Below are 21,241 nucleotides of genomic sequence, written 5' to 3'. Positions count from 1 at the left end.
TACATGTCGCTTGCCCCCCGCCCGCGTCACCGACAATCCCACCGTCAGGCTGCCCGCCCTGGCATCCTGATAACCTGGACATCTTCGAAGGGCGGCGCGCCTGAACCACGCGCCGGGGTACTATCGCGCTTTCACAGCCAACTTCCGGCGCTGAGCCAGCCGTGTCATTTTTTCCGAGCGCTTCCTTGCGCAAGTCGTTCTGCATGCTGACATCGGCGTACAGGCGCTTCAGCCCGCGGTTCTCCCCGGCCATCGCTTTCATCTCGCTGATGAGACTCGCGTCCATGCCGCCATACTTTGCCCGCCATTTGTACAGCGTCGCACCGCTCATCCCGTGCGCTCGGCACGGCTCGGCGGCAGATACACCGCCCTCCATCTAGCGCAGCACGCCCATGATCTGGGCCTCGGTGAAACGTGCGTCTTCATCGGAACCTCCTCGTTCATCCGGCCGAGAAAATCCTGCCGCCGCATCCCCCTGACATCGGGGCGCTAGACGCCTCCCGCACCGCTCAAGCTCGACCGATCGCGCGGAGCACCGAGCGCGCGGCGCGCAGGCCCGGCGGCTCGCCGCCCCGGCCGAGCCGCTCCATCGTCAGCGCCATGGCGGCCCGCTGGTTTTCCCGCGCGCCCGGATCGCGCAAGAGCCGCGTCACGGCGCCAGCCAGTTGCCCGGGTTGGCAGGCCTCGCCCAGGAACTCCGGCACCGCCCGGGTTTCCGAGACGAGGTTGACCAGCGTCACCGTATCGTGGCGCACGATCCGGCGCAGGATGAAGCGCGTGAGCGGGTTGAAGTCGTAGCCGATCACCATGGGCAGCGCATTCGCCGCAAGTTCCAGGCTGACCGTGCCGGAGGCCGCCAGCGCCACATCGGCGGCGGCGAAGGCGGCCGCTTTCTCCGCGCCCTCCACAACGACCGGGCGGGGTGACCAGTGCGCCGTCGTCTCCCGCACCAGCGCGGCGACGCCCCGCACCGTCGGGATGGCGACGGCCAGTTCCGGTGCCTCTTTCGCGACCAGATCGAGGGCCGCCCCGAACCTCGGACCGAGCCGCCCGACCTCACCCCTCCGCGAGCCCGGCAGACAAAGGGCCAACGGCGCATCGGGGGCGATCCCGTGGCGGGCGCGAAAAGCCGCCGCCTCGGTGGGCGTTGCAACCGGCATGGTCGCCACCGGATGCCCCACGAAGTCGCAGGTCATCCCCGCAGCTTCCATGTAGGGCGGCTCGAACGGCAGAAGCGCCAGCACATGGTCGATGACCTCGGCCATCTTGGCCGCCCGCCCCGGACGCCAGGCCCAGACCGAGGGTGCGACGTAATGAATCGCCTTCAGCGCCGGAAGGCCCACCCTTGCGAGACGCGCCACGCGCAGGGAGAAGTCGGGGCTGTCGATGGTGATCAGCGCGTCGGGACGGGTCGCGGTGACGCCCTGGGCCGTCTCCGCGATCCGGCGCTTCAGGTGCCGGTATTTCGGCAGGACCTCCATCAGGCCCATGACCGACAACTCCTCCATGGGGAAGCGGCTCTGGAGGCCTTCGGCCTCCATCAACGGGCCGCTGATCCCCTCGAAGGTCACGTCTGGCACCAGTTCCTTCAGCCCCGCCATCAGCGCGGCACCAAGCGCGTCGCCCGACGCCTCGCCCGCGATGAGGAAAAGCTTCATGCCCCGCCCCCGGGGGGACGTACCCAAAGGAACATGCCGGCATCGTCCAGGGTTTCAATCACGCCGGGCAGATCCAGGACCATGACGCCGCCCGCCTCGATCACGATGCCCGCGAGGCCCGCAGCTGCCGCATTGCGCGCGGTGCCCGGACCGATCACCGGCAGGTCGGCACGCCGGTCCTGCGTGGGTTTGGGGGCCTTGAACAGGATCCCGCGGCGCGGCGCATGCGGCGCCAGCCCGGCCAGCATCGCGTCCGTGCCTGCCTCGCCCTCCCGCGCGAGAACAACGCCGCCCGAGATCACGCAGGCCTGGCCCGTGTCGGTGCGACCCATGTCGGCCACCGTCGCCTCGCCCAGGTTCGCTTCGGCCCCATCCTTGGGTGGAGTGGCCCGGGTGGGTACCCCCGCCGGCGCCAGAAGGCCCGGCGCAAGCTCATGCGCGCCGACGACCGCGAACCCGTGTTCCTCAAAAATCGCGATGACGGTGCGCAGCGTCGCGTCGTCGCCGGGCTGCATGGCGGCCAGAAGGCGCGGCACCAAGGTCGCGGTCCGGGGATCGAAAAACTCCGGCTCAAGCTTCGGGCGACGGACGGCACCGGCCAGGCAGACGCGCGTCACGCCCAGATCAGCCAGCCGATCGAGGAACGGCACCAACCGCTCGATCCGGAAGACCTCGACGGGTTGACCCGGCAGCTCCGGCTCAAACCCCTGCAGGGCGGCCACCACGAACGGCTCCCCCGCAGCGGAGAGTTCATCGACAATGATGCACGGCAGGGCGCCCTGCCCGGCGATCAGCGCGGTGGTCATCGCGGCGTCAGGAACGAACGGTCCGAGGGGCCGAGGATGAAGTCCAGAACCTCGCGCACCTGTGCCGTCGCGTCGTCCGCCTCCGCCGCCAGGCGTGCGCTTTCGCGGAAGTTCCCGCCCGCAAGCGCGTTGAAGAGATCACGCAAGGCACCGATATCGCCGCGATCAAGCCCGCGCCGCTTCAGCCCCACAAGGTTCAGCCCGTCGAGCGATCCGCGCGGCCCCTGCACGAGCCCGTAGGGGATGACATCGGCGGTGACCATCGTCACGGCGCCGATCATCGCCCCGCGCCCGATGCGGACGAACTGGTGAACGCCCGACAGGCCGCCAACGATGACCTCGTCGCCGATCACGCAGTGTCCGGCAAGGGCGGCGTTGTTGACGAGGATGACGTTGTTGCCGATCCGGCAGTCGTGCGCGATATGGGCGCCCGCCATAATCAGGCAATCGTCGCCGACCTCGGTCAGGCCGCCGCCGCCCTCGGTCCCGGTGTTGATGGTCACATGCTCGCGGATGCGGTTGCGCGCACCGACTTTCAGCCGCGTATGTTCGCCACGGAATTTCAGATCCTGCGGGATCTCTCCAATCGTGGCGAAGGGGAAGATCACCGTCTCCTCGCCGATCTCGGTCGTGCCGGTGATGACGGCGTGGCTTTTCACCACCACGCCGCGCGCAAGCCGCACCTGCGCCCCGATCAGGCTGAAGGGACCGATGCGGCAGTCCGGCCCGATCTCCGCCCCCGGCTCCACATAGGCCGAAGGGTGGACCACTGCGCTGGGATCGATCGCCATCGTCAGTCCCTGAGGTCCATCATCGCCGCGATGTCGGCCTCGCAGGCCAGTTCGCCCGCGACCTTCGCCTCGCCGTGGAACTTCCAGATCTTGCCGCCGCCGCGCTTGACGGTCATGTGTAGTTCCAGCACATCGCCCGGCACCACCTTGCGGCGGAACTTGCAGGAATCGATCGAGAGGAAATAGGTCAGCAGGTCGCGCCCGACCACGTCCATGGAAATCCCGACCAGAACCGCGGCGGCCTGCGCCATCGCCTCGACGATGGTGACGCCGGGCATGATCGGAGCCTGCGGGAAATGGCCCTGGAAATGCGGCTCGTTGAAGGTCACGTTCTTGATGCCGACGCAGCCTTCGTTGACGCGGATATCCACGACCTTGTCGATCAGCAGGAACGGGTAGCGGTGCGGAATGATCCGCTGGATCAGATGGATATCGGCCTCGGTCACGGGTGCGTCGGTCATCTTTCGTCCTTGCGCGAGGGGCTTGAGGTTGTCCGAACTAGCTACCAATTCGGGCTTCGCGGCGCAAGCGCCGGTCAGTTCTCGGCCGGCGGAAGCTGCGGGCGCTGTCCCGCGCCCAGCGTCGCGTCGATGCGCGCGACCGCCTCGTCGGTGATGTCGATCACGTCGGCGGCGATCAGGACCGTGCGGCGATCCAGGATGGCAACCGCACCGGGCGTTTCCGCCAGCAGCTTGCGCAGCACCGGCACCGCCGTCGCCAGGAACGCTTGCCGCTCCGCGTCGTTCAGACGGACAAGATCGCGCGCCTTGGTATCCTGGTTTCGGCGAATATCGATGACCTTGGCGTCGAACGCATCGGCAAGGGCGCGAAACTCAGCCGTCGGAAGCGTCTGGCGCTTGTCGGTCAGGTCCTGCTCCTCCGCCTGCAGATCGGCCTCGATCCTGCGGTTCTCAGCCGCAAGCGCGTTCGATTCCGCTTCGATCTCGGCGATGACGCGCTTGCCCCAAAGCGAGCCCTCGAAGAGCCGCTCCTGATCCAGGACAAGGATGGAGGCGACGAGCGGCCTCGGCCCCGAGGTCACCGTCATCTCCTGCGCGGCCGCGGGCACGGCAAGCGCCACGGCCAGCGACAGGACGGCGAACAGGCCGCGCATCAGAATTGCGTGGAGACGGTCAGGTCGAAGTTCTGCGTGCGGTCGTAGTCTTCCTTCTTGAGCGCATGCGAGAAGTTGAACCGCAGCGGGCCGAGCACGGATTCCCAGAAGACGGAGAAACCGATGACCGCGCGCAGATTGAGCGAGTCATCGACCGCAGCCCCGCCCGCGCCCGTCGTGTTGTCCAGCCCCCAGACGGAGCCGACATCGGCAAACACGCCGCCCGAAATGCCGTATTCCGTGGGCAGGCCCAGCGGGAATTCCGCCTCAAGGCGGGCCACGGCGAAGTAGTTGCCGCCAAGCGCGTCTTCGTTCACCGCGTTCAGGTCGCGCGGGCCGATCCCGTTGGGCTCAAAGCCACGGATCTTGCCGTTGCCGGTGTAGCGGTCAAGGATGCGCGTATCGCCGTTGAAGCGATGGACGACGCCGCCCTCAATCTCGGCACGCACGGTCACGTCCTCACGCATGATCTTGCGCTGATGCGAGGCCAGAGCCGTTGTCGTCAACTGCTCGACATCGCCCCCCAGACCCGCGAAGTCCTGGCTGAAGCGTAGCAAGGTTCCCCGCGTCGGGTCCATGCCGCCGACCCTGGTATCGTAGCTGACCGTATAGCCGATCGCGCTGGAAACCTCCTTGCCCTCCTCGCCAACCAAGATGGGCGAAGAATTGGCGGGGGTGTCGCCCCCGACCTCGGACAGCTCATCGCTTGCGAGCTTGTAGCGCAACTCCATCCGGGTGAAGTCGCTCAGCGGGAACTCGAACGACGGCTGAACGCCGATCCGCGTCGTATTATAGGCTGCGTTATCTTTGTCGGTGGTGTTGTAATAGGTGTTGAAGCGGAACTTCAGGTCGCGGTCCAGCACCGAAGGCTCGATGAAGGTGATGCCGCTGTTCTGCGTGTCGGCCCCCACGTTCAGGTTGACGCTGACATACTGCCCGCGTCCGAGGAAGTTCGCCTCGGACAGGCCGATGTTGAAACCGACGCCGTTCGCGACCGAATAGCTGGCCCCGAAGGTCAAAGATCCGGTGGGCTTTTCCTCGACGTTGACATCGACGATGACCTGGTCGGCGCCGGTCCCCTGGGTCGGGTTCACCTCGGAGTTGGCGAAGAATCCGAGCGCGCGGATGCGCTCCGCCGCGTCGCGGATCTCACGCGGGTTGAAGGGGTCGCCCTCGACCGTGCGGAACTGGCGGCGCACCACCTGGTCGAGCGTCGTCGCGTTGCCCTCGATGTCGATCCGCTCAACGAAGACGCGCGGGCCCTTCGTCAGGACGAAGGCCACGTCGAGCGTCCCCTCCCGCTCATTGCGGGTCACGCGCGGTTCCACTCGCAGGAAGTCGAGGCCGTTCTTGAGGGCAACGGCTTCCATCTTGGTGATGGTCGTGTCGATTGCCAGCGGCGAATAGGACGCGCCGTCACGGATCTTCATGACCTCGGCATATTCCGCCGGATCGACGCCTTCGTATTCGCTCACGGTCGTGATCTTGCCGAAGCGGAACTGCTGACCTTCGCGGACGTTGAAGGTCAGGAAGAATGCGTCACGCTCACGCGAGTATTCCGAGGCGACGGAGAGCACCTGAAAGTCGACGTAGCCGCGGGAGTTGTAGAAGTCCTTCAGCAGTTGCTTGTCGAACTCCGTCCGGTCGCCGATGAAGCTGTCGCGCTGGACCAGGCGGCGGAAGATGCCTGCCTGCTTGGTCTCGAGCACGCGGCGCAGGCGCCAGTCCGAATAGGCCTGGTTTCCGGTGAAGGAAAGCCGCTCGATCTCGGTCACGCGACCTTCGCGAATCTCGAATGCCAGATCGACGCGGTTGCCGTCACGCTTGATGATCCGCGGCTCGACCCGCGCGGAAAGCCGGCCCTGATCGGCGTAGGCCTGTGCGATGGCCGCGGCGTCGGCCTCTGCCTGCGCGGCGGAGAAGACGCGCCGGGACTGCGACTTGATGACGGTGGCAAGCTCCTCGTCTTCGATCCGCCGGTTGCCTTCGAAGTTGATGACGTTGATCGTGGGATTCTCGACGACGCGGATCACCAGCGTGCCGCCCGACGGAACCAGTTCCACCGCCTCGAAAAGCCCGGAATCGGCGATGCGCTGGTAGGCGTCGTTCAGCTCCGCCGCGCTCATCGAGGTGCCCCGGGCGATTCCCGCGAACTTGAGAATCGTCGCGTCCTCGATCAGGGAGTTGCCCTCGATCCTGACGGTGCTGAAAACATAATCCTGCGCGAAACTCGGTGCGGGAAGCGCTGTAAACGCGAGGGAAATCGCGATTGCCGCAGGGGCGAGCCCCGAGCGAACCAAACCGCTCTTGCCGCCGAAATTGCGCCGCCGGTCCATCCGCCGTCCCCCTGTCCGTTTTTAAGTCTAGGCCTGGAGGAGTCACTAGCCCCTTTGGCGCACCTTGTCAAAAGGGAGCGGCGCGGCCTTCTTCAAAGCCGCGCCGCGGATCGCGCGCTTGGGTTGGGGACCAACGCGATCAGTTCAGGAAATAGTCCGCAGGCACCCGCAGAAGCGAGACTTCCGTCGCGAGAAACGCGGCAAGGCCGAGCCCTGCCGCGATAATCAGGGGAACCATGACCCGGTCGAATCCAAGATCATAAATCAGGGAAAGACCACGATAGCCGTTTTCAATCGTCTTCATCGCAAGCCGCCAATGCCGAAGTTGGGTCCTGCCTAAGTTAATCGCAGAAATACGGCATCAATACGGCGGCGTGAAACGGCGTGGCTTCAGGTGCAAAGCAGATCGTTCGACAGTCCGAAGGCCATCAGCGACAGCACCAGCACAAGCCCCAGCGTCATCGCGAAGTTCATCATCCGGTCCGACGGTGGTTTTCCGCGCGCCCATTCGTAGGCGTGGAAAATCAGATGCCCGCCGTCCAGCACCGGAATCGGCAGCAGGTTGAGGAAGCCGATGGCCACCGAAAGCGAGGCGACAAGGCCGATGAAATAGGACCAGCCCTGGCTGGCCGCCGCCCCCGCGGCCTGGGCGATGCCGATCGCGCCCGAGATGCTGCAGCTTGAGATCGAGCCCGCCACGATCGCAACCAGGCTGGAGATCGTGCCCGCGATCGAGGCGAAGGTCGCCTGAACACCGATCGAGGCGGCCTCCCATAGGGTTGCGGGGCGGGAATGCTGGTCAAAGGCGATGTCGCCGTAGATGCCGATCTGCCAGGTCATCTCGAACCCGCCATCCTCGGTCTGAACCGGGCGCTCGCGCGGTTCCAGCGTGGTATCGAAGGTCGCGCCGTCGCGCCAGACCACCAGCGAAAGCGGCGCCCCGTTGCTGCCCACCGCACGGCTGCGCAGATCCTCGAACCGGTAGATGTCGGTGCCGTCCACGGTAACGATCACGTCGCCCGCCCGAAGCCCGGCGTCGATCGCCGCGCTCTTGGGGGCCACGCCCGAGATCAGCGGCGGAAAGGCCTGCGGCCCCTTCGCCTCGATCTCTCCTCCGTCGCGGACCACGCCGTAATCAACCAGCGGCACGGACGGCAACGCGTCGGCGGCCAGCATGAAGTCCTCGAAGGTCGTGACCGGGGTTCCCGCGACAGAGACGATCCGATCGCCCGGTTGCAGCGTCACGCCCTCAACGGGGAGCGGCTTCAACTCGGTGATCGTGGGACTGTCGTCGGCAATGCCGCGTGCCAGCACGAAGCCCGCGAAGATCACGGTGGCGAGGATGAAGTTGAAGAAAGGTCCTGCAAAGACCGTCGCCGCGCGCGCCCAAAGGGGCGCGCCATGCATGGTCCGGCGGCGCTCGGCCTCGGACAGGCGTGACATGGTTTCGTCATCGGCCCCGGCGGAGGCGGCGTTCGCGTCGCCCAGGAATTTGACGTAGCCCCCCAGCGGGAAGGCCGCGACCTGCCAGCGCGTCCCGTGGCGGTCGACGCGCGAGGCCAGGACCGGCCCGAAGCCAACCGAAAAGACCTCCGCGTGAATGCCCGACCAGCGGCCAACGATGTAGTGACCGTATTCATGCACCGTCACGATGATCGAAAGCGCGCCGAGGAAGGCGGCAAGATAGAAGATCTGCCCGCCTAGGGCTTCAACAAAGGCCACCATTGGAACAACTCAACTCCCTTGCCGACGGGCGATCACCTCTGCCGCCCTTTGCCGCGCCAGGGCGTCGGCCTCCAGTAACATATCGAGATCGCCCGGACCGTTTCCAAGGGCGCCCTCCTGCGAAAGCGCCTCAAGCACGGCTTCGACCACCTCGGCCATCACGGTAAACCCGACCCTGCCGGCGATGAAAGCATCAAGCGCGGCTTCCTTCGCAGCGTTGAAGGCCGCGCCACAAAGACCGCCCACCGCCATCACTTCACGCGCAAGACGCAACGCCGGATAGCGTGCGGGATCGGGCGCGCGGAAAGTCAGCGCGCCGATGCGGGCCAGATCGAGCCGCGCGACCGGCAGATGCGCACGCTCTGGCCAGTTCAACGCGTAGCCGATGGCGTGGCGCATGTCGGGGGCACCCAGATGGGCGATCATGCCGCCGTCGCGGAAACCCACCATTGCATGGACGAGGGATTCCGGATGCACCAGCACCTCGATCCGCTCGGGCGCGATGCCGAAGAATTCCCGCGCCTCGATCATCTCAAGCGCCTTGTTGAACATCGAGGCGCTGTCGATCGTGATGCGCTGGCCCATGGCCCAGTTGGGATGGGTCGAGGCCTCAGCCACCGTCGCTTGCACGAGGCGTTCCATCGGCCAGTCGCGAAAAGCCCCGCCTGAGGCGGTGATGGTGATGTGCTCAACCGTGCCCATGTCCTCACCGACGAGTGCCTGGAAAACGGCGGAATGTTCGCTGTCGACCGGCAGGATGCGCGCGCCATGCGCCGCGGCCTTAGCCATCAACATGGGACCGGCGGTCACAAGGCTTTCCTTGTTGGCCAGCGCCAACGTGCCCCCATGCGCGAGCGCGCGGAACCCCGGGACAAGCCCGGCCGCCCCGACGATGGCCGACATCGTCCAATCGGCCGGTCGGTCGGCCGCGGCGGCGATCGCGGCGGGGCCTGCGGCGGCCTCGACCCCGCTTCCGGCAAGCGCCGCCTTCAGATCGGCGAGACAGTCGTCATAGGCGGTCACGGCGACCTCGGCCCCGAGAGCGCGCGCCATCTCAGCCAGACGCGCGACATTGCGCCCGCCGGTCAGGGCGACTGTACGATAGGCCTCGCGCCCACCCTGCGACATCAGCAGGTCGAAGGTGTTTTCGCCAATGGAACCGGTGGCCCCGAAAACCGAAACCCTGCGCATGCGCTCAGCCCCCGATCAGCGGCAAGGGCAGCGCGAAGCCCCAGAGCAGCAGGAAAAGCACGGCCCCGATCAGACCGTCGAACCGGTCAAGCACACCGCCGTGACCCGGGATCAGGTGAGAGCTGTCCTTGACCCCGGTGCGTCGCTTGATCGCGCTTTCGGCGATGTCACCCATCTGCGCGGCGAAGGCCACGACGGGCGAGAGCAAGGCCAGCCAGCCGGGCGCGTCTGCAATGGCCGTGAACGCAACGCCCACCAGCGCCGCGCCGATCCAGCCCGACACCGTACCCGACCAGGTCTTCTTGGGCGAAACCTTGGGCCAAAACTTCGGCCCGCCGATGATGCGCCCGCCGAAATAGCCCAGAACGTCCGAGGCGACGACGACCGAAACGACCCATAGGAGGAAGCCAAGCCCCAACCCTTCGCGAAAGGCCACGAAGCCGTAGCCGGTCATCATCACCGCGAACGCGTAGAGGAGAAAGACCACGCGGTCGCGGCGCGGGCGCAGCGCGCCCAGCACCGGCGGCACCACCGCCAACGCCATCGCGAACGGGGCGTGGCGCCACAGAATGACGCCCAGGCAGAGCGCCGCGATCAGCCCCAGCGCGCGCGCCTCGCCCCGCCGGTCGGGCGCGGTCATCGTGGCCAGTTCCCAGAGCATGAGCCCGGTGACAAGAACCGACAGCGCGGTGATCCAGACGCCGCCCGCAACGACGGCGGCGATCCCGACAACGGCCATGGCGATCCCGGCCAGGACGCGCGGCGCCAGGTCATCCCATTTCGCACTGCTCATGCCGAAACCGTCCCGCCATAGCGCCGATCCCGCACCCGGAAACGCGACAGGATGGTTTCAAGTTCCGCCGGGGTGAAATCCGGCCACAGCGTCGGGGTGAACTCATATTCCGCATAGGCCGACTGCCAGAGCAGGAAGTTCGAGATCCGCGTCTCGCCCGAGGTGCGGATCACCAGGTCCGGATCGGGCAGGCCTGCGGTGTCGAGCCGCGCGGCGAATGCGTCCTCGCCGACATCATCGGGGGAAATCCGGCCTGTCGCGACATCTTCCGCCAACTTGCGCGCGGCGCGCGCGATCTCGTCCCGACCGCCGTAGTTGATCGCGACGTTGAGGTTCAGCCCCGTGTTGGGCGCCGTCTTCGCCTCGATCCCCGCCATCAGCTTCTGCAACTTCCGGTCCAGCCGCTCACGCCCGCCGATGAAGCGCAGACGGACGCCCGCGTCCGACAGGCGTTGCGCCTCGCTTTCGATATACCGGGCGAAGATCGACATCAGGCCGATGACCTCTTCGGTCGAGCGCTTCCAGTTCTCGGTCGAAAACGCATAGAGCGTCAGGTGCCGGATGCCGAGACCGGGTGAGGCTTCGACGATGGCGCGCACGCGCTCGGCACCCCGCCGGTGCCCGACCAGACGTGGCCAGCCACGCTCGGTCGCCCAGCGGCCGTTCCCGTCCATGATGATGGCGACGTGCATGGCCCCTGCCCCGGTCAGATCCCTAGCGCCCATCGGCCGCCCCTCACATCCGCGCCTGCAAGACGGCTCAGACCTGCATGATCTCCGCCTGCTTGCCCTCAAGCGCCTTGTCGACCAGCGCGATATGCTTGTCGGTCAGTTCCTGGATCTCATCATGCCAGAATTTCTGGTCGTCCTCGCTGACGCCCTGCGCCTTCTTCAGCTTGTCCATGCCGTCGCGGCGCACGTTGCGGATCGCGACGCGGGCGTGTTCGGCATATTGCGCGGCGACCTTGGTCAGTTCGCGCCGACGCTCCTCGTTCAACTCGGGGATCGGCAGCATGATGATGGTACCGTTGGTCTGCGGGTTGATGCCGAGACCGGATTCGCGGATCGCCTTTTCCACCTTGCCGACCAGCGCCTTGTCCCAGACGTTGATCGTCACCATGCGCGGCTCCGGCACGTTGATCGTGCCGACCTGGTTGACGGGCGTCAAAGAGCCGTAGGCATCGACCATGATCGGCTCGACGATCGAAGCCGAGGCGCGCCCGGTGCGCAGCGACGCGAATTCCTGTCTGAGTGACGCGAGCGCCCCGTCCATCCGGCGTTCCAGATCGTCGGTGTCCAGTTCGAAATCGTCAGACATTCTGCCCTCTCACGGTCAATCAGCAACTTTGGCTAGGCTCTTAAGCCATTGGTGACGGGTTGTATAGCAATCTTGGGCCCAAGCGGGCGACCGCGCGATCCTCGCAAGGCAAGGTTACGCCTTTCTTGATGGACAGGGATCGGCGTGCCCGCCCCTAGCCCTGAACCTTGGTATAGGTCCCCTCACCCGCGAGGATCCCGCGGAACCCGCCGGGTTCATCCAGCGAGAAGACGATGATCGGCAGGTTGTTGTCGCGGGCCAGCGCGATGGCGGAGGCGTCCATGACGCCCAGGTGCTTTTGCAACACCTCGTCAAAGGTCACGGTATCATAGCGCTTGGCGTCATCGAACTTCTTGGGGTCCTTGTCGTAGACGCCGTCCACCTTCGTGCCCTTGAAGATCGCCTCGCAGCCCATTTCATTGGCCCGCAGGGTCGCGGCGGTGTCGGTGGTGAAATAGGGGTTCCCGGTCCCGGCGGCGAAGATGCAAACGCGCTTCTTCTCCAGATGGCGAACCGCGCGGCGGCGAATGTAGGGTTCGCACACCTGATCCATCGGAATGGCGGAGATCACGCGGGTATGGATGTTCAACTGCTCAAGCGCCGCCTGCATCGCAAGGGCGTTCATGACGGTCGCGAGCATCCCCATGTAGTCCGCCGTCGTCCGCTCCATCCCCTGCGCGGCGCCGGAAAGCCCGCGGAAGATGTTGCCGCCGCCGATCACCATGCAGATCTCGACGCCAAGGTCGTGAACCGACTTCACCTCGTTGGCGATGCGGGCAACGGTTGGCGGGTGCAGCCCGAACCCCTGATCGCCCATCAGCGCCTCACCCGAAATCTTCAGAAGTACGCGCTTGTAGGTCACCTTGGGTTCTGTCGCCCCGTTCATCTTGCGCTCCGCTTGCCGCTTCTTTTCTGACGGCGCAAGATGAAGGAAATCGCTCTGGGGTTCAACAGGGCAGGACGCGGGAAAGTCGGCAAAGTCGGAATGTCGCAGAGACGAACTTGAAATAAGACGCGCAACATGTTGGAAAAAATAAAAACTCTCTCGAACGAGAGGCACGTCCTTATCGCCGGTCCGACGGCTTCGGGAAAATCGGCACTGGCGCTTGCCATCGCGGAGACCCAAGGCGGTGTTATCGTTAACGCGGATGCGCTTCAGGTATGGAATTGCTGGCGCATTCTGTCCGCCCGACCAAGCCCGGAGGAGGAGGCGCAGGCCGATCACAGGCTTTACGGCCACCTGCCGCGCGGCGCCGATTACTCCGTCGGCCACTGGCTGCGCGAGATTTCCGCGATTCTGGGCGAGGGCAAGCGGCTGATCGTCGTCGGCGGCACCGGGCTTTATCTTTCCGCACTGACCGAGGGCCTGGCCGAAATCCCGCCCGTTCCCGCAGAGGTTCGCGCCGAGGCCGACGCGCTGGCCGCCGCCGGGCGGATGGAGGCGATGATCGCCGATCTAGATCCGGCGACGGCCGCCCGCATCGACCTGCGAAACCCCGCGCGCGTCCAGCGCGCGTGGGAGGTGCAGCGCGCGACCGGGCGCGGCATCGCCGCCTGGCAGGACGACACCGGCCCGGCACTGCTGCCGCTCGTCGACGCGACGGCGATCCGGTTGGAGTGTGACCGCGACTGGCTGGCCGAGCGCATCGACCGCCGGTTCCGGAACATGTTGACGCAGGGCGCCCTGGACGAGGCGCGCGCCGCCCTGCCCCATTGGGACCCCGCCCAACCCTGGGCCAAGGCAATCGGGGCGCCGGAGTTGATCGCGCATCTGCGCGGTGAAACCGCGCTGCCCGCCGCCGTCGAGGCCGCGCAGGCGGCAAGCCGCCAATATGCCAAGCGGCAGCGGACCTGGTTGCGAAGCCGCATGGCGGGCTGGATGCCGCTTACCTCGGCGTGACGGATCGGCCACGCGCCGCGCATTGATCGAATCGGGTGAAAATTCCCTTTGGCGCATGATTCGCAACGCGCTAGAATCGGCTCGAATACTCCGTCCCGAATGATCCGAGAATGACCGCCAAAATATTTTCCGCGACGCCGCTGTCCCTTTATGCCAACCGTATTCCGAAGGCGGAGTCGGCGGCCGTGTCCGCGCCCCCTGCTGAAAGGCCCGCCCAGCCCCCAAAGGCCACGGCACGCCCGGCGGAGCCGCGACGCGCACCCCAGCCCCTGCCGGCGGACGATGGCGGGCTCAGGCTGGTTCCGATCCAGCGCCTTGCGCAGGGCGGCCGCTGGCGGGTGGAGGCGATGCGCTCCTATAACGGTCCTGTGCTTTACTGGTTCACCCGCGGCCAGGGGCGCGTGACCGTTGGCGGCGTGACGCGCGGTTATGGCGCCCACAACGCGATCTTCGTGCCCGCCGGGGCGATGCATGGGTTCGAGGCCGGTCCGCAAAGCTTTGGCATCGCTCTCTTCTTCGGAAATGCCGAGGATCTGGGCCTGCCTCAAGAGCCGATGCACCTGCGGGTGCGCGACGCCATCCCGCAGGGGGAGCTTTCGAATATTCTCGACCAGATCCAGCGCGAGGTCGAGGCCGCCAAGCCGGGTCACGAACGGGCCGCGCGCCACTACCTCGGCCTGCTGTCGGTCTGGCTCGAACGCCACGCGGGCGCGGCGGAGACCGGGCGTTCCGGGGCCTACCATCGGCTTGCGCGGCGCTACGCGGACCTGCTTGAAGACGGTTTCCGAAGCGGCCAGGGCGTTGCCGATTTCGCCCGCGCGTTGGGCGTGACGCCGACACATCTGACGCGGGTTTGCAGGAACACCTGCGGACGCTCCGCCTCAGACCTGCTGCACGACCGCGTGATCTTCGAAGCGCGGCGGATGCTGCTGGAAACCCGGCTTCCCGTGGCAAGGGTGTCAGAGCAGCTTGGCTTCACCTCCCCAGCCTATTTCACGCGCGCCTTCCAGCATCGCACCGGCAAGACGCCTTCTGCTTTCCGGCGGGGCGCATGATGCGCGGCGCGCAACATGATGTCGTAAATTTTAGCCATCATGACGCAAACCGACGTTGACGTTCGGGGCAAAACCGGGCGCAATGCGCGTGTGAGTACCGTCGTGGGACCTGATGGCCGCAGATTCTGTGGCCTGATTTCTGCGCACGAGACACGTCACACAGGGAGAATAAATAATGACAGAACACTTCACGCCGAATATCCATTCGGCGGCAAAATCCTACGCTGAGGAAGTCCGCGCCGGCACGCTGAGCCGCCGTGAGTTCCTGACCCGCACCTCCGCGCTTGGCGTGAGCGCCGCCGCAGCCTACGGTCTGCTGGGGATGACCGCACCGACTGCGGCGCGTGCCCAGACCGCTGGCGGGACGATCCGCTGCCAGCTCGAAACCAAGGCTCAGAAAGACCCGCGCACCTACGACTGGTCGGAACTGGCCAACTTCAGCCGCGGCTGGCTTGACTACCTCGTCGAGTACAACGGCGACGGAACGCTGCGCGGCATGCTGCTGGAAAGCTGGCAAGCCAACGAAGACGCGACCGAATACACGCTGAACGTCCGCCAGGGCGTGAAGTGGAACAACGGTGACGACTTCACCGCCGCCGACGTCGCCAACAACATCACCCGCTGGTGTGACGCCAATGTCGAGGGCAACTCGATGGCGGCCCGCATGGGCGCGCTTGTCGACGAAAACACCAAGATGGCCCGCGACGGCGCCATTACCATCATTGACGACCATACCGTCAAGCTGACGCTGCCCGCGCCGGACATCACCATCATCGTCGGCATGGCCGACTACCCGGCCGCGGTGGTGCACTCCGCCTACGACAATGGCGACCCCTCGGCGAACCCGATCGGTACCGGCGCCTACCTGCCGGAAACCAACGAGGTCGGCGTCAAGCAGGTGCTCGTGCGCAACACCGAGCATACCTGGTGGGGCACCGAAGTCTACGGCGGGCCCTACCTTGACCGGATCGAGTATGTCGACCTCGGCACCGACCCGTCGTCCTTCGTGGCGGCTGCGGAAGCCGACGAAATCGACATGCTGCACCGCACCGACGGTGACTTCGTGGAGATCTTCGACGGCATCGGCTGGTCCAAGTCCGAGGCCGTGACCTCCGCGACGCTGGCCGTGCGCTTCAACCAGCTGTCCGAACTGTATCAGGACGTGAACGTGCGCCGCGCTCTCCAGATGGCCGTCGATAACGCCGTCGTGCTGGAACTGGGCTATGCGGGCCTGGGCGCGCCGGCCGAGAACCACCACGTCTGCCCGATCCATCCGGAATATGCCGAACTCCCGCCGCTGGTCATCGATCCTGCCAAGGCGAAAGAGATGATCGCCGCGGCCGGCCATGCCGATACCGAGTTCGAACTGATCTCGATCGACGATGCCTGGCAGGCGGCCTCCTGCGACGCGGTTGCGGCGCAGATCCGCGATGCGGGCATCAACATCAAGCGGACGATCCTGCCGGGTTCGACCTTCTGGAACGACTGGACGAAGTATCCGTTCTCCTCGACCGAGTGGAACATGCGCCCTCTGGGTGTTCAGGTCCTCGCGCTGGCCTACAAGTCCGGCGTCGCCTGGAACGAAACCGCCTTCGCCAACGCTGAGTTCGACGCGCTTCTGGCCGAAGCGATGGCGATCTCGGATGCGGACGCGCGCCGCGAGGTCATGGCCAAGATCGAGAAGATCATGCAGGACGAGGGCGTGCTGATCCAGCCCTACTGGCGGAACGTCTACCGGCACTTCAAGGCGAACGTGATGGGCGCGGACATGCACCCGACCTTCGAACATCACCACTACAAGTGGTCGATCGAAGCTTGATCCGAGAAGACCTGGCGCGCGGGGTGAAAGCCCCCGCGCGCCATTTCGTTCGGTTCGAACCCGAAGAAACGCGCCGTCATGACGGCGTGACAGCCTGCTCCCAATTCGCGGGAGAAAGGGACCGACAGCCATGCTGATATTTCTGCTCAGACGACTGGCGACGATGGTTCTAACGGCCCTGTGCCTGACCCTGATCGTCTTCTACCTGACAAACCTGCCCCCCAACCTTGAAAAGCTTGCGAAATCCGAGGCCGGCAGCCGGATCACGGATGCAGAGGTCACAAGCTGGCTGGAAAAGAACGGCTACGCGAGCCCGCTGCTGGTCCGCTATGGGGAATGGCTGGGCGTGGTTCCCGGCTGGACCCATGAGGCAGATGGCGTCGTTCAAGGCCGCTGCATCCCGCGCGGCACCGATCCGGACATGGCCCCGACCTTCTGCGGCATCCTTCAGGGCGACTGGGGTTTTTCGTCGGTCTTCAAGGATAACGTCTCCTCGATCCTGTCCACGCGGCTGGGTCTGACGGGCTTGCTGATGTTCTGGGTCATGGTCGTCATGGTGCCCACATCGCTGATCATCGGCGTGCTGGCCGGGATGCGCGAGGGCTCGAAGCTCGACCGGTCGCTTTCCACCTTCTCAATCGCTTCGACGGCGACGCCGGAGTATGTTTCAGGCGTCATCCTGATCGCGGTCTTCGCGACCTCCATGGGCTGGAAGGTCTTCAAGGGCACCGCGACCAGCGCCATGGACGGCATCAACTTTGAGAACTTCTTCCTGCCCGTCATCACCATCGCGCTTTACGGCATCGGCTATATCGCCCGCATGACCCGCGCATCGATGACCGAGGTGATGACCGCACAATATATCCGCACCGCGCGGCTGAAAGGCGTGTCCTTCCGCAACGTCGTCGTGAAGCACGCACTCCGAAATGCGCTGATCGCCCCCTTCACGGTGATCATGTTGCAGTTTCCCTGGCTCCTGAACGGGGTCGTGATCACCGAGACGCTCTTCAACTACAAGGGCTTTGGCTGGACGCTCGTCTCAGCCGCAGGAAACAACGACATCCAGCTTCTTCTGGGCTGCTCTGTCGTCGCCGTGTTCGTGGTTCTGGTGACGCAGCTGATTTCTGACATCGGCTATGTCTTCCTCAACCCGCGCATCCGCATTTCGTAAGGAGGAACAGGCATGGAACCCTTGAGCTGGACCGGCTCCCTGTCCGTCCTCAACCCGGTCGTGACAGGCGTCGCGGCGCTTCTGGCGCTGGCCGTGGTCGCGCAAATGGTGCTGTCGCTCTTTGCCCCCGAACAATCCGTCAAGGCCAATCCCGACGGCACGCTGGTGGCGCGCGGCGGCCTTTTCGGAGGATCGGAGAAGGCCGTCAAATGGCTGTTCCTGGCGCTTGTCTTGCTGGGGCTGGCCTATGTCGTCGCGGGTGTCCTGACGCCCATGGGGACGGCAGGGATCATCGGCGCGGTGTGCAAGAAGCTGACGCCCGTCTGGGGCTCGATCATCGTGCTCTTTGTCCTGTCGTTCCGCTTCAAGCGGCGGCTTGGCCTTTACGGCAAGCTTTTCGACTCCTCGATCGGGATGATCGGCTTCGGCATCGTCATGTTCTGGGTCTTCACCGCGATCTTCTCGGACATCGTGGCGACGCATGACGTGCTCAGCCAGATCAGCGGGATGAAGAACAAGGTCCCCGGCACGCCCACGCCGGATGGCGCGGGCTGGTATCTGCTGGGCGGCGACCACCTGGGCCGTGACGTGTTTTCCCGCGTGATCGCGGGCAGCCGCATCGTGATCGTGATCGCGCCCTTCGCGACCGTCTTCGCCTTCATGGTCGGGATCACGCTGGGCCTGCCCGCGGGCTACTACGGCGGCAAGCTCGACACCGGGCTGTCGTTTCTGGCGAACCTGATCCTCGCCTTTCCGGTCATCCTGTTCTTCTACCTGTTGGTCACGCCGGAGATCGTCCAGACCGGGATGCCGCAGTACCTTGGCGTGGTGCTGTTCCTGTTCCCGATCGTCTTCCTGATGGTGCTCGTGAATTCCCGCTTCTACGTGGTGCCCACGCGTCGCAACGTGATGGTGGGCCTGATCGCGGTCGTCGGCGGCTACTTCTACCTGTCCTTCGTGGGCGAGGCCGGAACCCGCGTCGCGGTCCTTCCGCAGTCGCTCGACCTGATCCACATGCCGGGCAACATGCTGATCGTCTTCGTGTCGGTCGTCTTCGTGAACTCGCCCACCGTCTTCCGTATCGTCCGCGGGATCGTGCTCGACATCAAGACGCGCGATTACGTCGCGGCCGGTCAGACCCGGGGCGAGCGTCCCTGGTACATCATGATCTGGGAGATCCTGCCCAACGCGCGCGGGCCGCTGATTGTCGATTTCTGCCTTCGGATCGGCTACACCACGATCCTTCTTGGCACCTTGGGCTTCTTCGGCCTTGGCCTGAGCCCCGAAAGCCCGGACTGGGGATCGACCATCAACGCGGGCCGCAAGCTGATGACCATCGCGCAGCATCCCGCGATCGTGCCCGCACTCGCGCTGATGAGCCTCGTGCTGGGTCTGAACCTGCTGGCCGACGGTCTGCGGGAAGAAAGCCTGAAGGATTAAGGGGAACGCCATGACCAAGTGGGATTACGACGGCCCGATCCTCGAGATCGAGAACCTCTCGATCAGCTTCTTCACCCGGCTGCGGGAAATCCCGGCGGTGATGGACTTTTCCTGCGTGGTGCAACCCGGCGAGGCGATGGGCCTGGTGGGCGAATCCGGTTGCGGCAAGTCCACCGTGGCGCTGGCGGTCATGCGCGACCTGGGCAAGAACGGCCGCATCGTCGGTGGCTCGATCAAGTTCAAGGGCCGCGACCTGACCACCATGACCGAGGAGGAACTGCGCGACATCCGTGGTTCCGAGATCGCCATGATCTACCAGGAACCGATGGCCTCGCTGAACCCCGCCATGCGGATCGGCCAGCAGTTGATGGAAGTGCCGATGATCCATGAGGGCGTGAGCAAGGAAGAAGCCTATGCCCGCGCGCTCGAGGTCGTGAGCGACGTGCGCCTGCCCGACCCGGAGCGCATCCTGAAGTCCTTCCCGCACCAGCTTTCGGGCGGCCAGCAGCAGCGCATCGTCATCGCCATGGCGTTGATGTCGAAACCGGCGCTCCTGATCCTCGATGAACCGACCACCGCGCTCGACGTGACGGTGGAGGCCGCGGTGGTGGACCTGGTCAAGGACCTGGGCAAGAAATACGGCACCTCGATGCTGTTCATCAGCCACAACCTCGGCCTCGTGCTTGAGGTCTGCGACCGGCTCTGCGTGATGTATTCCGGCGAGGCAGTCGAAACCGGCGCCATCGCGGATGTCTTCAACAAGATGCAACATCCCTATACGCAGGCGCTGTTCCGGTCGATCCCGCTTCCGGGCGCGGACAAGAACGCCCGCCCGCTGATCGCGATTCCGGGGAACTTCCCCCTGCCCCATGAACGGCCCAAGGGCTGCAACTTCGGCCCGCGCTGCAACTATTTCGCCGATGGCCGCTGCAACGCGGGCGATATCTCCATGGTCCCGGTCGAGGGCCACGATCGCCACGACACGCGCTGCATCCGGGTGGATGAGATCGACTGGAACGCCAAGCCCGTCGCCGCCAAGCAGCATGACAAGACCGAGCCCGGCCGCGTCGTCCTCAAGATGGAAGACCTGCGCAAGTATTACGAGATTTCCGCCTCCAGCCTGTTCGGCGGCGGCGACAAGCGCGTGGTGAAGGCCAACGAAACACTGAGCTTCGAGGCCCGCGAGGGTGAGACGCTGGCCATCGTCGGCGAATCCGGCTGCGGCAAATCGACCTTCGCGAAGGTGCTGATGGGGCTGGAAACGGCCACCTCCGGCAAGATCATGCTTTACGACAACGAGATTCAGGACAAGCCGATCGAAACCCGGTCCACCGAGACGGTGTCGGGCGTGCAGATGGTGTTCCAGAACCCGTTCGACACACTCAACCCCTCCATGACCGTGGGCCGGCAGATCATCCGCGCGCTGGAGATCTTTGGCGTGGGCGACAGCGACGCGGCGCGTCGCGACCGCATGCTGGAGCTTCTGGACCTCGTGAAGCTGCCGCGGGCCTTCGCGGAGCGGATGCCCCGCCAGTTGTCGGGCGGGCAGAAGCAGCGTGTGGGGATCGCGCGGGCCTTTGCGGGCGGTGCGAAGATCGTCGTGGCGGACGAACCCGTTTCGGCGCTCGACGTGTCGGTCCAGGCGGCTGTCACGGATCTGCTGATGGAGATCCAGCGCGAAAACCGCACGACACTGCTGTTCATCAGCCATGACCTGTCGATCGTGCGCTACCTCTCGGACCGGGTGATGGTCATGTATCTTGGCCATGTGGTGGAGCTCGGCTCCACCGACCAGGTCTTCTCTCCGCCCTACCACCCCTATACCGAGGCTCTTCTGTCGGCGGTTCCCATCGCCGACACCCATGTGGAGAAGAAGCACATCGTGCTGGAGGGGGAGATCCCATCGGCCGTGAACCCGCCGCCGGGCTGCCCGTTCCAGACGCGCTGCCGCTGGAAGTCGAAGGTCCCGGGCGGGCTTTGCGATCGCGAGGTGCCGCCGGTTCAGGTCCTTGCGGGCGGGCACCAGATCAAGTGCCACCTGTCTGCGGAAGAGTTCGCCTCGATGGAGCCGGTGATCAAGATCGCCGCCGAGTAAGTCTCTCTGGCGGCGCCCCGACGTGGGCGC

19 protein-coding genes and 1 pseudogene are annotated in these 21,241 nt (G+C 65.4%); 6 read left to right on the top strand and 14 right to left on the bottom strand.

The features are described from left to right. Window positions 1–126: 126 nt before the first annotated feature. The 14 genes and pseudogenes from OE647_RS06445 to pyrH form a co-directional block, all read right to left on the bottom strand. Window positions 127–376 (bottom strand): annotated as a pseudogene (locus tag OE647_RS06445) (transposase); the annotation flags it as partial. Between the two features lie 133 nt (window positions 377–509). After that, a complete protein-coding gene (gene lpxB, locus OE647_RS06440) occupies window positions 510–1,658 on the bottom strand; it encodes a lipid-A-disaccharide synthase (protein ID WP_263720896.1) in 1,149 nt (382 codons plus the stop codon). Next, window positions 1,655–2,464, bottom strand: coding sequence for an LpxI family protein (locus OE647_RS06435; protein ID WP_263720895.1), 810 nt, complete (start codon window positions 2,462–2,464; stop codon window positions 1,655–1,657). Before OE647_RS06435 ends, lpxB begins: the two co-directional genes overlap by 4 nt. Next, the gene (lpxA, locus tag OE647_RS06430; protein ID WP_263720894.1) at window positions 2,461–3,255 is read right to left on the bottom strand and encodes an acyl-ACP--UDP-N-acetylglucosamine O-acyltransferase; all 795 of its coding nucleotides are present in this window, start codon (window positions 3,253–3,255) and stop codon (window positions 2,461–2,463) included. The genes OE647_RS06435 and lpxA overlap by 4 nt, the downstream gene beginning before the upstream one ends. 2 nt (window positions 3,256–3,257) lie before the next feature. After that, window positions 3,258–3,716, bottom strand: a complete 459-nt coding sequence (gene fabZ, locus OE647_RS06425) for a 3-hydroxyacyl-ACP dehydratase FabZ (protein WP_263720893.1) — start codon at window positions 3,714–3,716, stop codon at window positions 3,258–3,260. A 74-nt stretch (window positions 3,717–3,790) separates the two neighbouring features. Beyond that, window positions 3,791–4,369, bottom strand: coding sequence for an OmpH/Skp family outer membrane protein (locus tag OE647_RS06420; RefSeq protein ID WP_263720892.1), 579 nt, complete (start codon window positions 4,367–4,369; stop codon window positions 3,791–3,793). Further along, window positions 4,369–6,705 (bottom strand): outer membrane protein assembly factor BamA, encoded by a 2,337-nt coding sequence (gene bamA / locus OE647_RS06415; RefSeq protein WP_263720891.1) that lies wholly within the window; start codon window positions 6,703–6,705, stop codon window positions 4,369–4,371. Before bamA ends, OE647_RS06420 begins: the two co-directional genes overlap by 1 nt. A 139-nt stretch (window positions 6,706–6,844) precedes the next feature. Beyond that, window positions 6,845–7,009, bottom strand: coding sequence for a hypothetical protein (locus tag OE647_RS06410; RefSeq protein WP_263720890.1), 165 nt, complete (start codon window positions 7,007–7,009; stop codon window positions 6,845–6,847). Between the two features lie 86 nt (window positions 7,010–7,095). Continuing rightward, complete coding sequence (rseP, locus tag OE647_RS06405) at window positions 7,096–8,430, bottom strand: RIP metalloprotease RseP (protein ID WP_263720889.1); 1,335 nt, start codon at window positions 8,428–8,430, stop codon at window positions 7,096–7,098. 9 nt (window positions 8,431–8,439) lie between these two features. Beyond that, window positions 8,440–9,621, bottom strand: coding sequence for a 1-deoxy-D-xylulose-5-phosphate reductoisomerase (dxr, locus tag OE647_RS06400; RefSeq protein WP_263720888.1), 1,182 nt, complete (start codon window positions 9,619–9,621; stop codon window positions 8,440–8,442). Window positions 9,622–9,625: 4 nt separating this feature from the next. Next, window positions 9,626–10,414: a phosphatidate cytidylyltransferase gene (locus OE647_RS06395; RefSeq protein ID WP_263720887.1), complete on the bottom strand. Its 789-nt coding sequence runs from the start codon at window positions 10,412–10,414 to the stop codon at window positions 9,626–9,628. After that, entirely contained in the window at window positions 10,411–11,139 is a 729-nt protein-coding gene (uppS, locus tag OE647_RS06390; RefSeq protein WP_263720886.1) for a polyprenyl diphosphate synthase, read from the bottom strand. Before uppS ends, OE647_RS06395 begins: the two co-directional genes overlap by 4 nt. Before the next feature lie 34 nt (window positions 11,140–11,173). Then, a complete protein-coding gene (frr, locus tag OE647_RS06385; protein WP_263720885.1) occupies window positions 11,174–11,731 on the bottom strand; it encodes a ribosome recycling factor in 558 nt (185 codons plus the stop codon). A gap of 154 nt (window positions 11,732–11,885) precedes the next feature. Next, on the bottom strand, window positions 11,886–12,617 hold the full coding sequence (gene pyrH, locus OE647_RS06380; protein ID WP_263720884.1) for a UMP kinase: 732 nt from the start codon (window positions 12,615–12,617) through the stop codon (window positions 11,886–11,888). Between the two features lie 135 nt (window positions 12,618–12,752). Here pyrH and miaA point away from each other — a divergent pair, with 135 nt between their 5' ends. The 6 genes from miaA (at window position 12,753) to OE647_RS06350 (ending at window position 21,211) form a co-directional block, all read left to right on the top strand. Further along, a complete protein-coding gene (miaA, locus tag OE647_RS06375) occupies window positions 12,753–13,631 on the top strand; it encodes a tRNA (adenosine(37)-N6)-dimethylallyltransferase MiaA (protein WP_263720883.1) in 879 nt (292 codons plus the stop codon). A 110-nt stretch (window positions 13,632–13,741) separates the two neighbouring features. Continuing rightward, a complete protein-coding gene (locus OE647_RS06370; protein ID WP_263720882.1) occupies window positions 13,742–14,686 on the top strand; it encodes a helix-turn-helix domain-containing protein in 945 nt (314 codons plus the stop codon). Window positions 14,687–14,861: 175 nt separating this feature from the next. Beyond that, window positions 14,862–16,505, top strand: coding sequence for an ABC transporter substrate-binding protein (locus OE647_RS06365; RefSeq protein WP_263720881.1), 1,644 nt, complete (start codon window positions 14,862–14,864; stop codon window positions 16,503–16,505). A 130-nt stretch (window positions 16,506–16,635) separates the two neighbouring features. After that, on the top strand, window positions 16,636–17,676 hold the full coding sequence (locus tag OE647_RS06360; protein WP_263720880.1) for an ABC transporter permease: 1,041 nt from the start codon (window positions 16,636–16,638) through the stop codon (window positions 17,674–17,676). Window positions 17,677–17,688: 12 nt separating this feature from the next. Further along, window positions 17,689–19,116 carry an ABC transporter permease gene (locus OE647_RS06355; RefSeq protein ID WP_263720879.1) on the top strand — a complete coding sequence of 476 codons (1,428 nt, stop codon included), beginning with the start codon at window positions 17,689–17,691 and terminating at the stop codon, window positions 19,114–19,116. Window positions 19,117–19,126: 10 nt separating this feature from the next. Beyond that, on the top strand, window positions 19,127–21,211 hold the full coding sequence (locus OE647_RS06350) for a dipeptide ABC transporter ATP-binding protein (protein WP_263720878.1): 2,085 nt from the start codon (window positions 19,127–19,129) through the stop codon (window positions 21,209–21,211). Window positions 21,212–21,241: the final 30 nt, after the last annotated feature.

The sequence above is a fragment of the Albidovulum sediminicola genome (assembly GCF_025751575.1).
GTDB lineage: Bacteria > Pseudomonadota > Alphaproteobacteria > Rhodobacterales > Rhodobacteraceae > Albidovulum > Albidovulum sediminicola.
The sequence above is the reverse complement of the archived record's forward strand: the minus strand, read 5'-3'. Positions and strand labels throughout refer to the sequence as shown.

Excerpts from the sequence above, each read along its gene's own strand:
- OE647_RS06370 (WP_263720882.1), top strand. The coding sequence starts at position 13,742 with ATGACCGCCAAAATATTTTCCGCGACGCCGCTGTCCCTTTATGCCAAC.
- OE647_RS06435 (WP_263720895.1), bottom strand. The coding sequence starts at position 2,464 with ATGACCACCGCGCTGATCGCCGGGCAGGGCGCCCTGCCGTGCATCATT.
- uppS (WP_263720886.1), bottom strand. The coding sequence starts at position 11,139 with ATGGGCGCTAGGGATCTGACCGGGGCAGGGGCCATGCACGTCGCCATC.
- OE647_RS06395 (WP_263720887.1), bottom strand. The coding sequence starts at position 10,414 with ATGAGCAGTGCGAAATGGGATGACCTGGCGCCGCGCGTCCTGGCCGGG.
- pyrH (WP_263720884.1), bottom strand. The coding sequence starts at position 12,617 with ATGAACGGGGCGACAGAACCCAAGGTGACCTACAAGCGCGTACTTCTG.
- OE647_RS06360 (WP_263720880.1), top strand. The coding sequence starts at position 16,636 with ATGCTGATATTTCTGCTCAGACGACTGGCGACGATGGTTCTAACGGCC.
- OE647_RS06355 (WP_263720879.1), top strand. The coding sequence starts at position 17,689 with ATGGAACCCTTGAGCTGGACCGGCTCCCTGTCCGTCCTCAACCCGGTC.
- OE647_RS06410 (WP_263720890.1), bottom strand. The coding sequence starts at position 7,009 with ATGAAGACGATTGAAAACGGCTATCGTGGTCTTTCCCTGATTTATGAT.
- lpxA (WP_263720894.1), bottom strand. The coding sequence starts at position 3,255 with ATGGCGATCGATCCCAGCGCAGTGGTCCACCCTTCGGCCTATGTGGAG.
- OE647_RS06420 (WP_263720892.1), bottom strand. The coding sequence starts at position 4,369 with ATGCGCGGCCTGTTCGCCGTCCTGTCGCTGGCCGTGGCGCTTGCCGTG.
- rseP (WP_263720889.1), bottom strand. The coding sequence starts at position 8,430 with ATGGTGGCCTTTGTTGAAGCCCTAGGCGGGCAGATCTTCTATCTTGCC.
- dxr (WP_263720888.1), bottom strand. The coding sequence starts at position 9,621 with ATGCGCAGGGTTTCGGTTTTCGGGGCCACCGGTTCCATTGGCGAAAAC.
- miaA (WP_263720883.1), top strand. The coding sequence starts at position 12,753 with ATGTTGGAAAAAATAAAAACTCTCTCGAACGAGAGGCACGTCCTTATC.
- lpxB (WP_263720896.1), bottom strand. The coding sequence starts at position 1,658 with ATGAAGCTTTTCCTCATCGCGGGCGAGGCGTCGGGCGACGCGCTTGGT.
- frr (WP_263720885.1), bottom strand. The coding sequence starts at position 11,731 with ATGTCTGACGATTTCGAACTGGACACCGACGATCTGGAACGCCGGATG.
- fabZ (WP_263720893.1), bottom strand. The coding sequence starts at position 3,716 with ATGACCGACGCACCCGTGACCGAGGCCGATATCCATCTGATCCAGCGG.
- OE647_RS06350 (WP_263720878.1), top strand. The coding sequence starts at position 19,127 with ATGACCAAGTGGGATTACGACGGCCCGATCCTCGAGATCGAGAACCTC.
- OE647_RS06365 (WP_263720881.1), top strand. The coding sequence starts at position 14,862 with ATGACAGAACACTTCACGCCGAATATCCATTCGGCGGCAAAATCCTAC.
- bamA (WP_263720891.1), bottom strand. The coding sequence starts at position 6,705 with ATGGACCGGCGGCGCAATTTCGGCGGCAAGAGCGGTTTGGTTCGCTCG.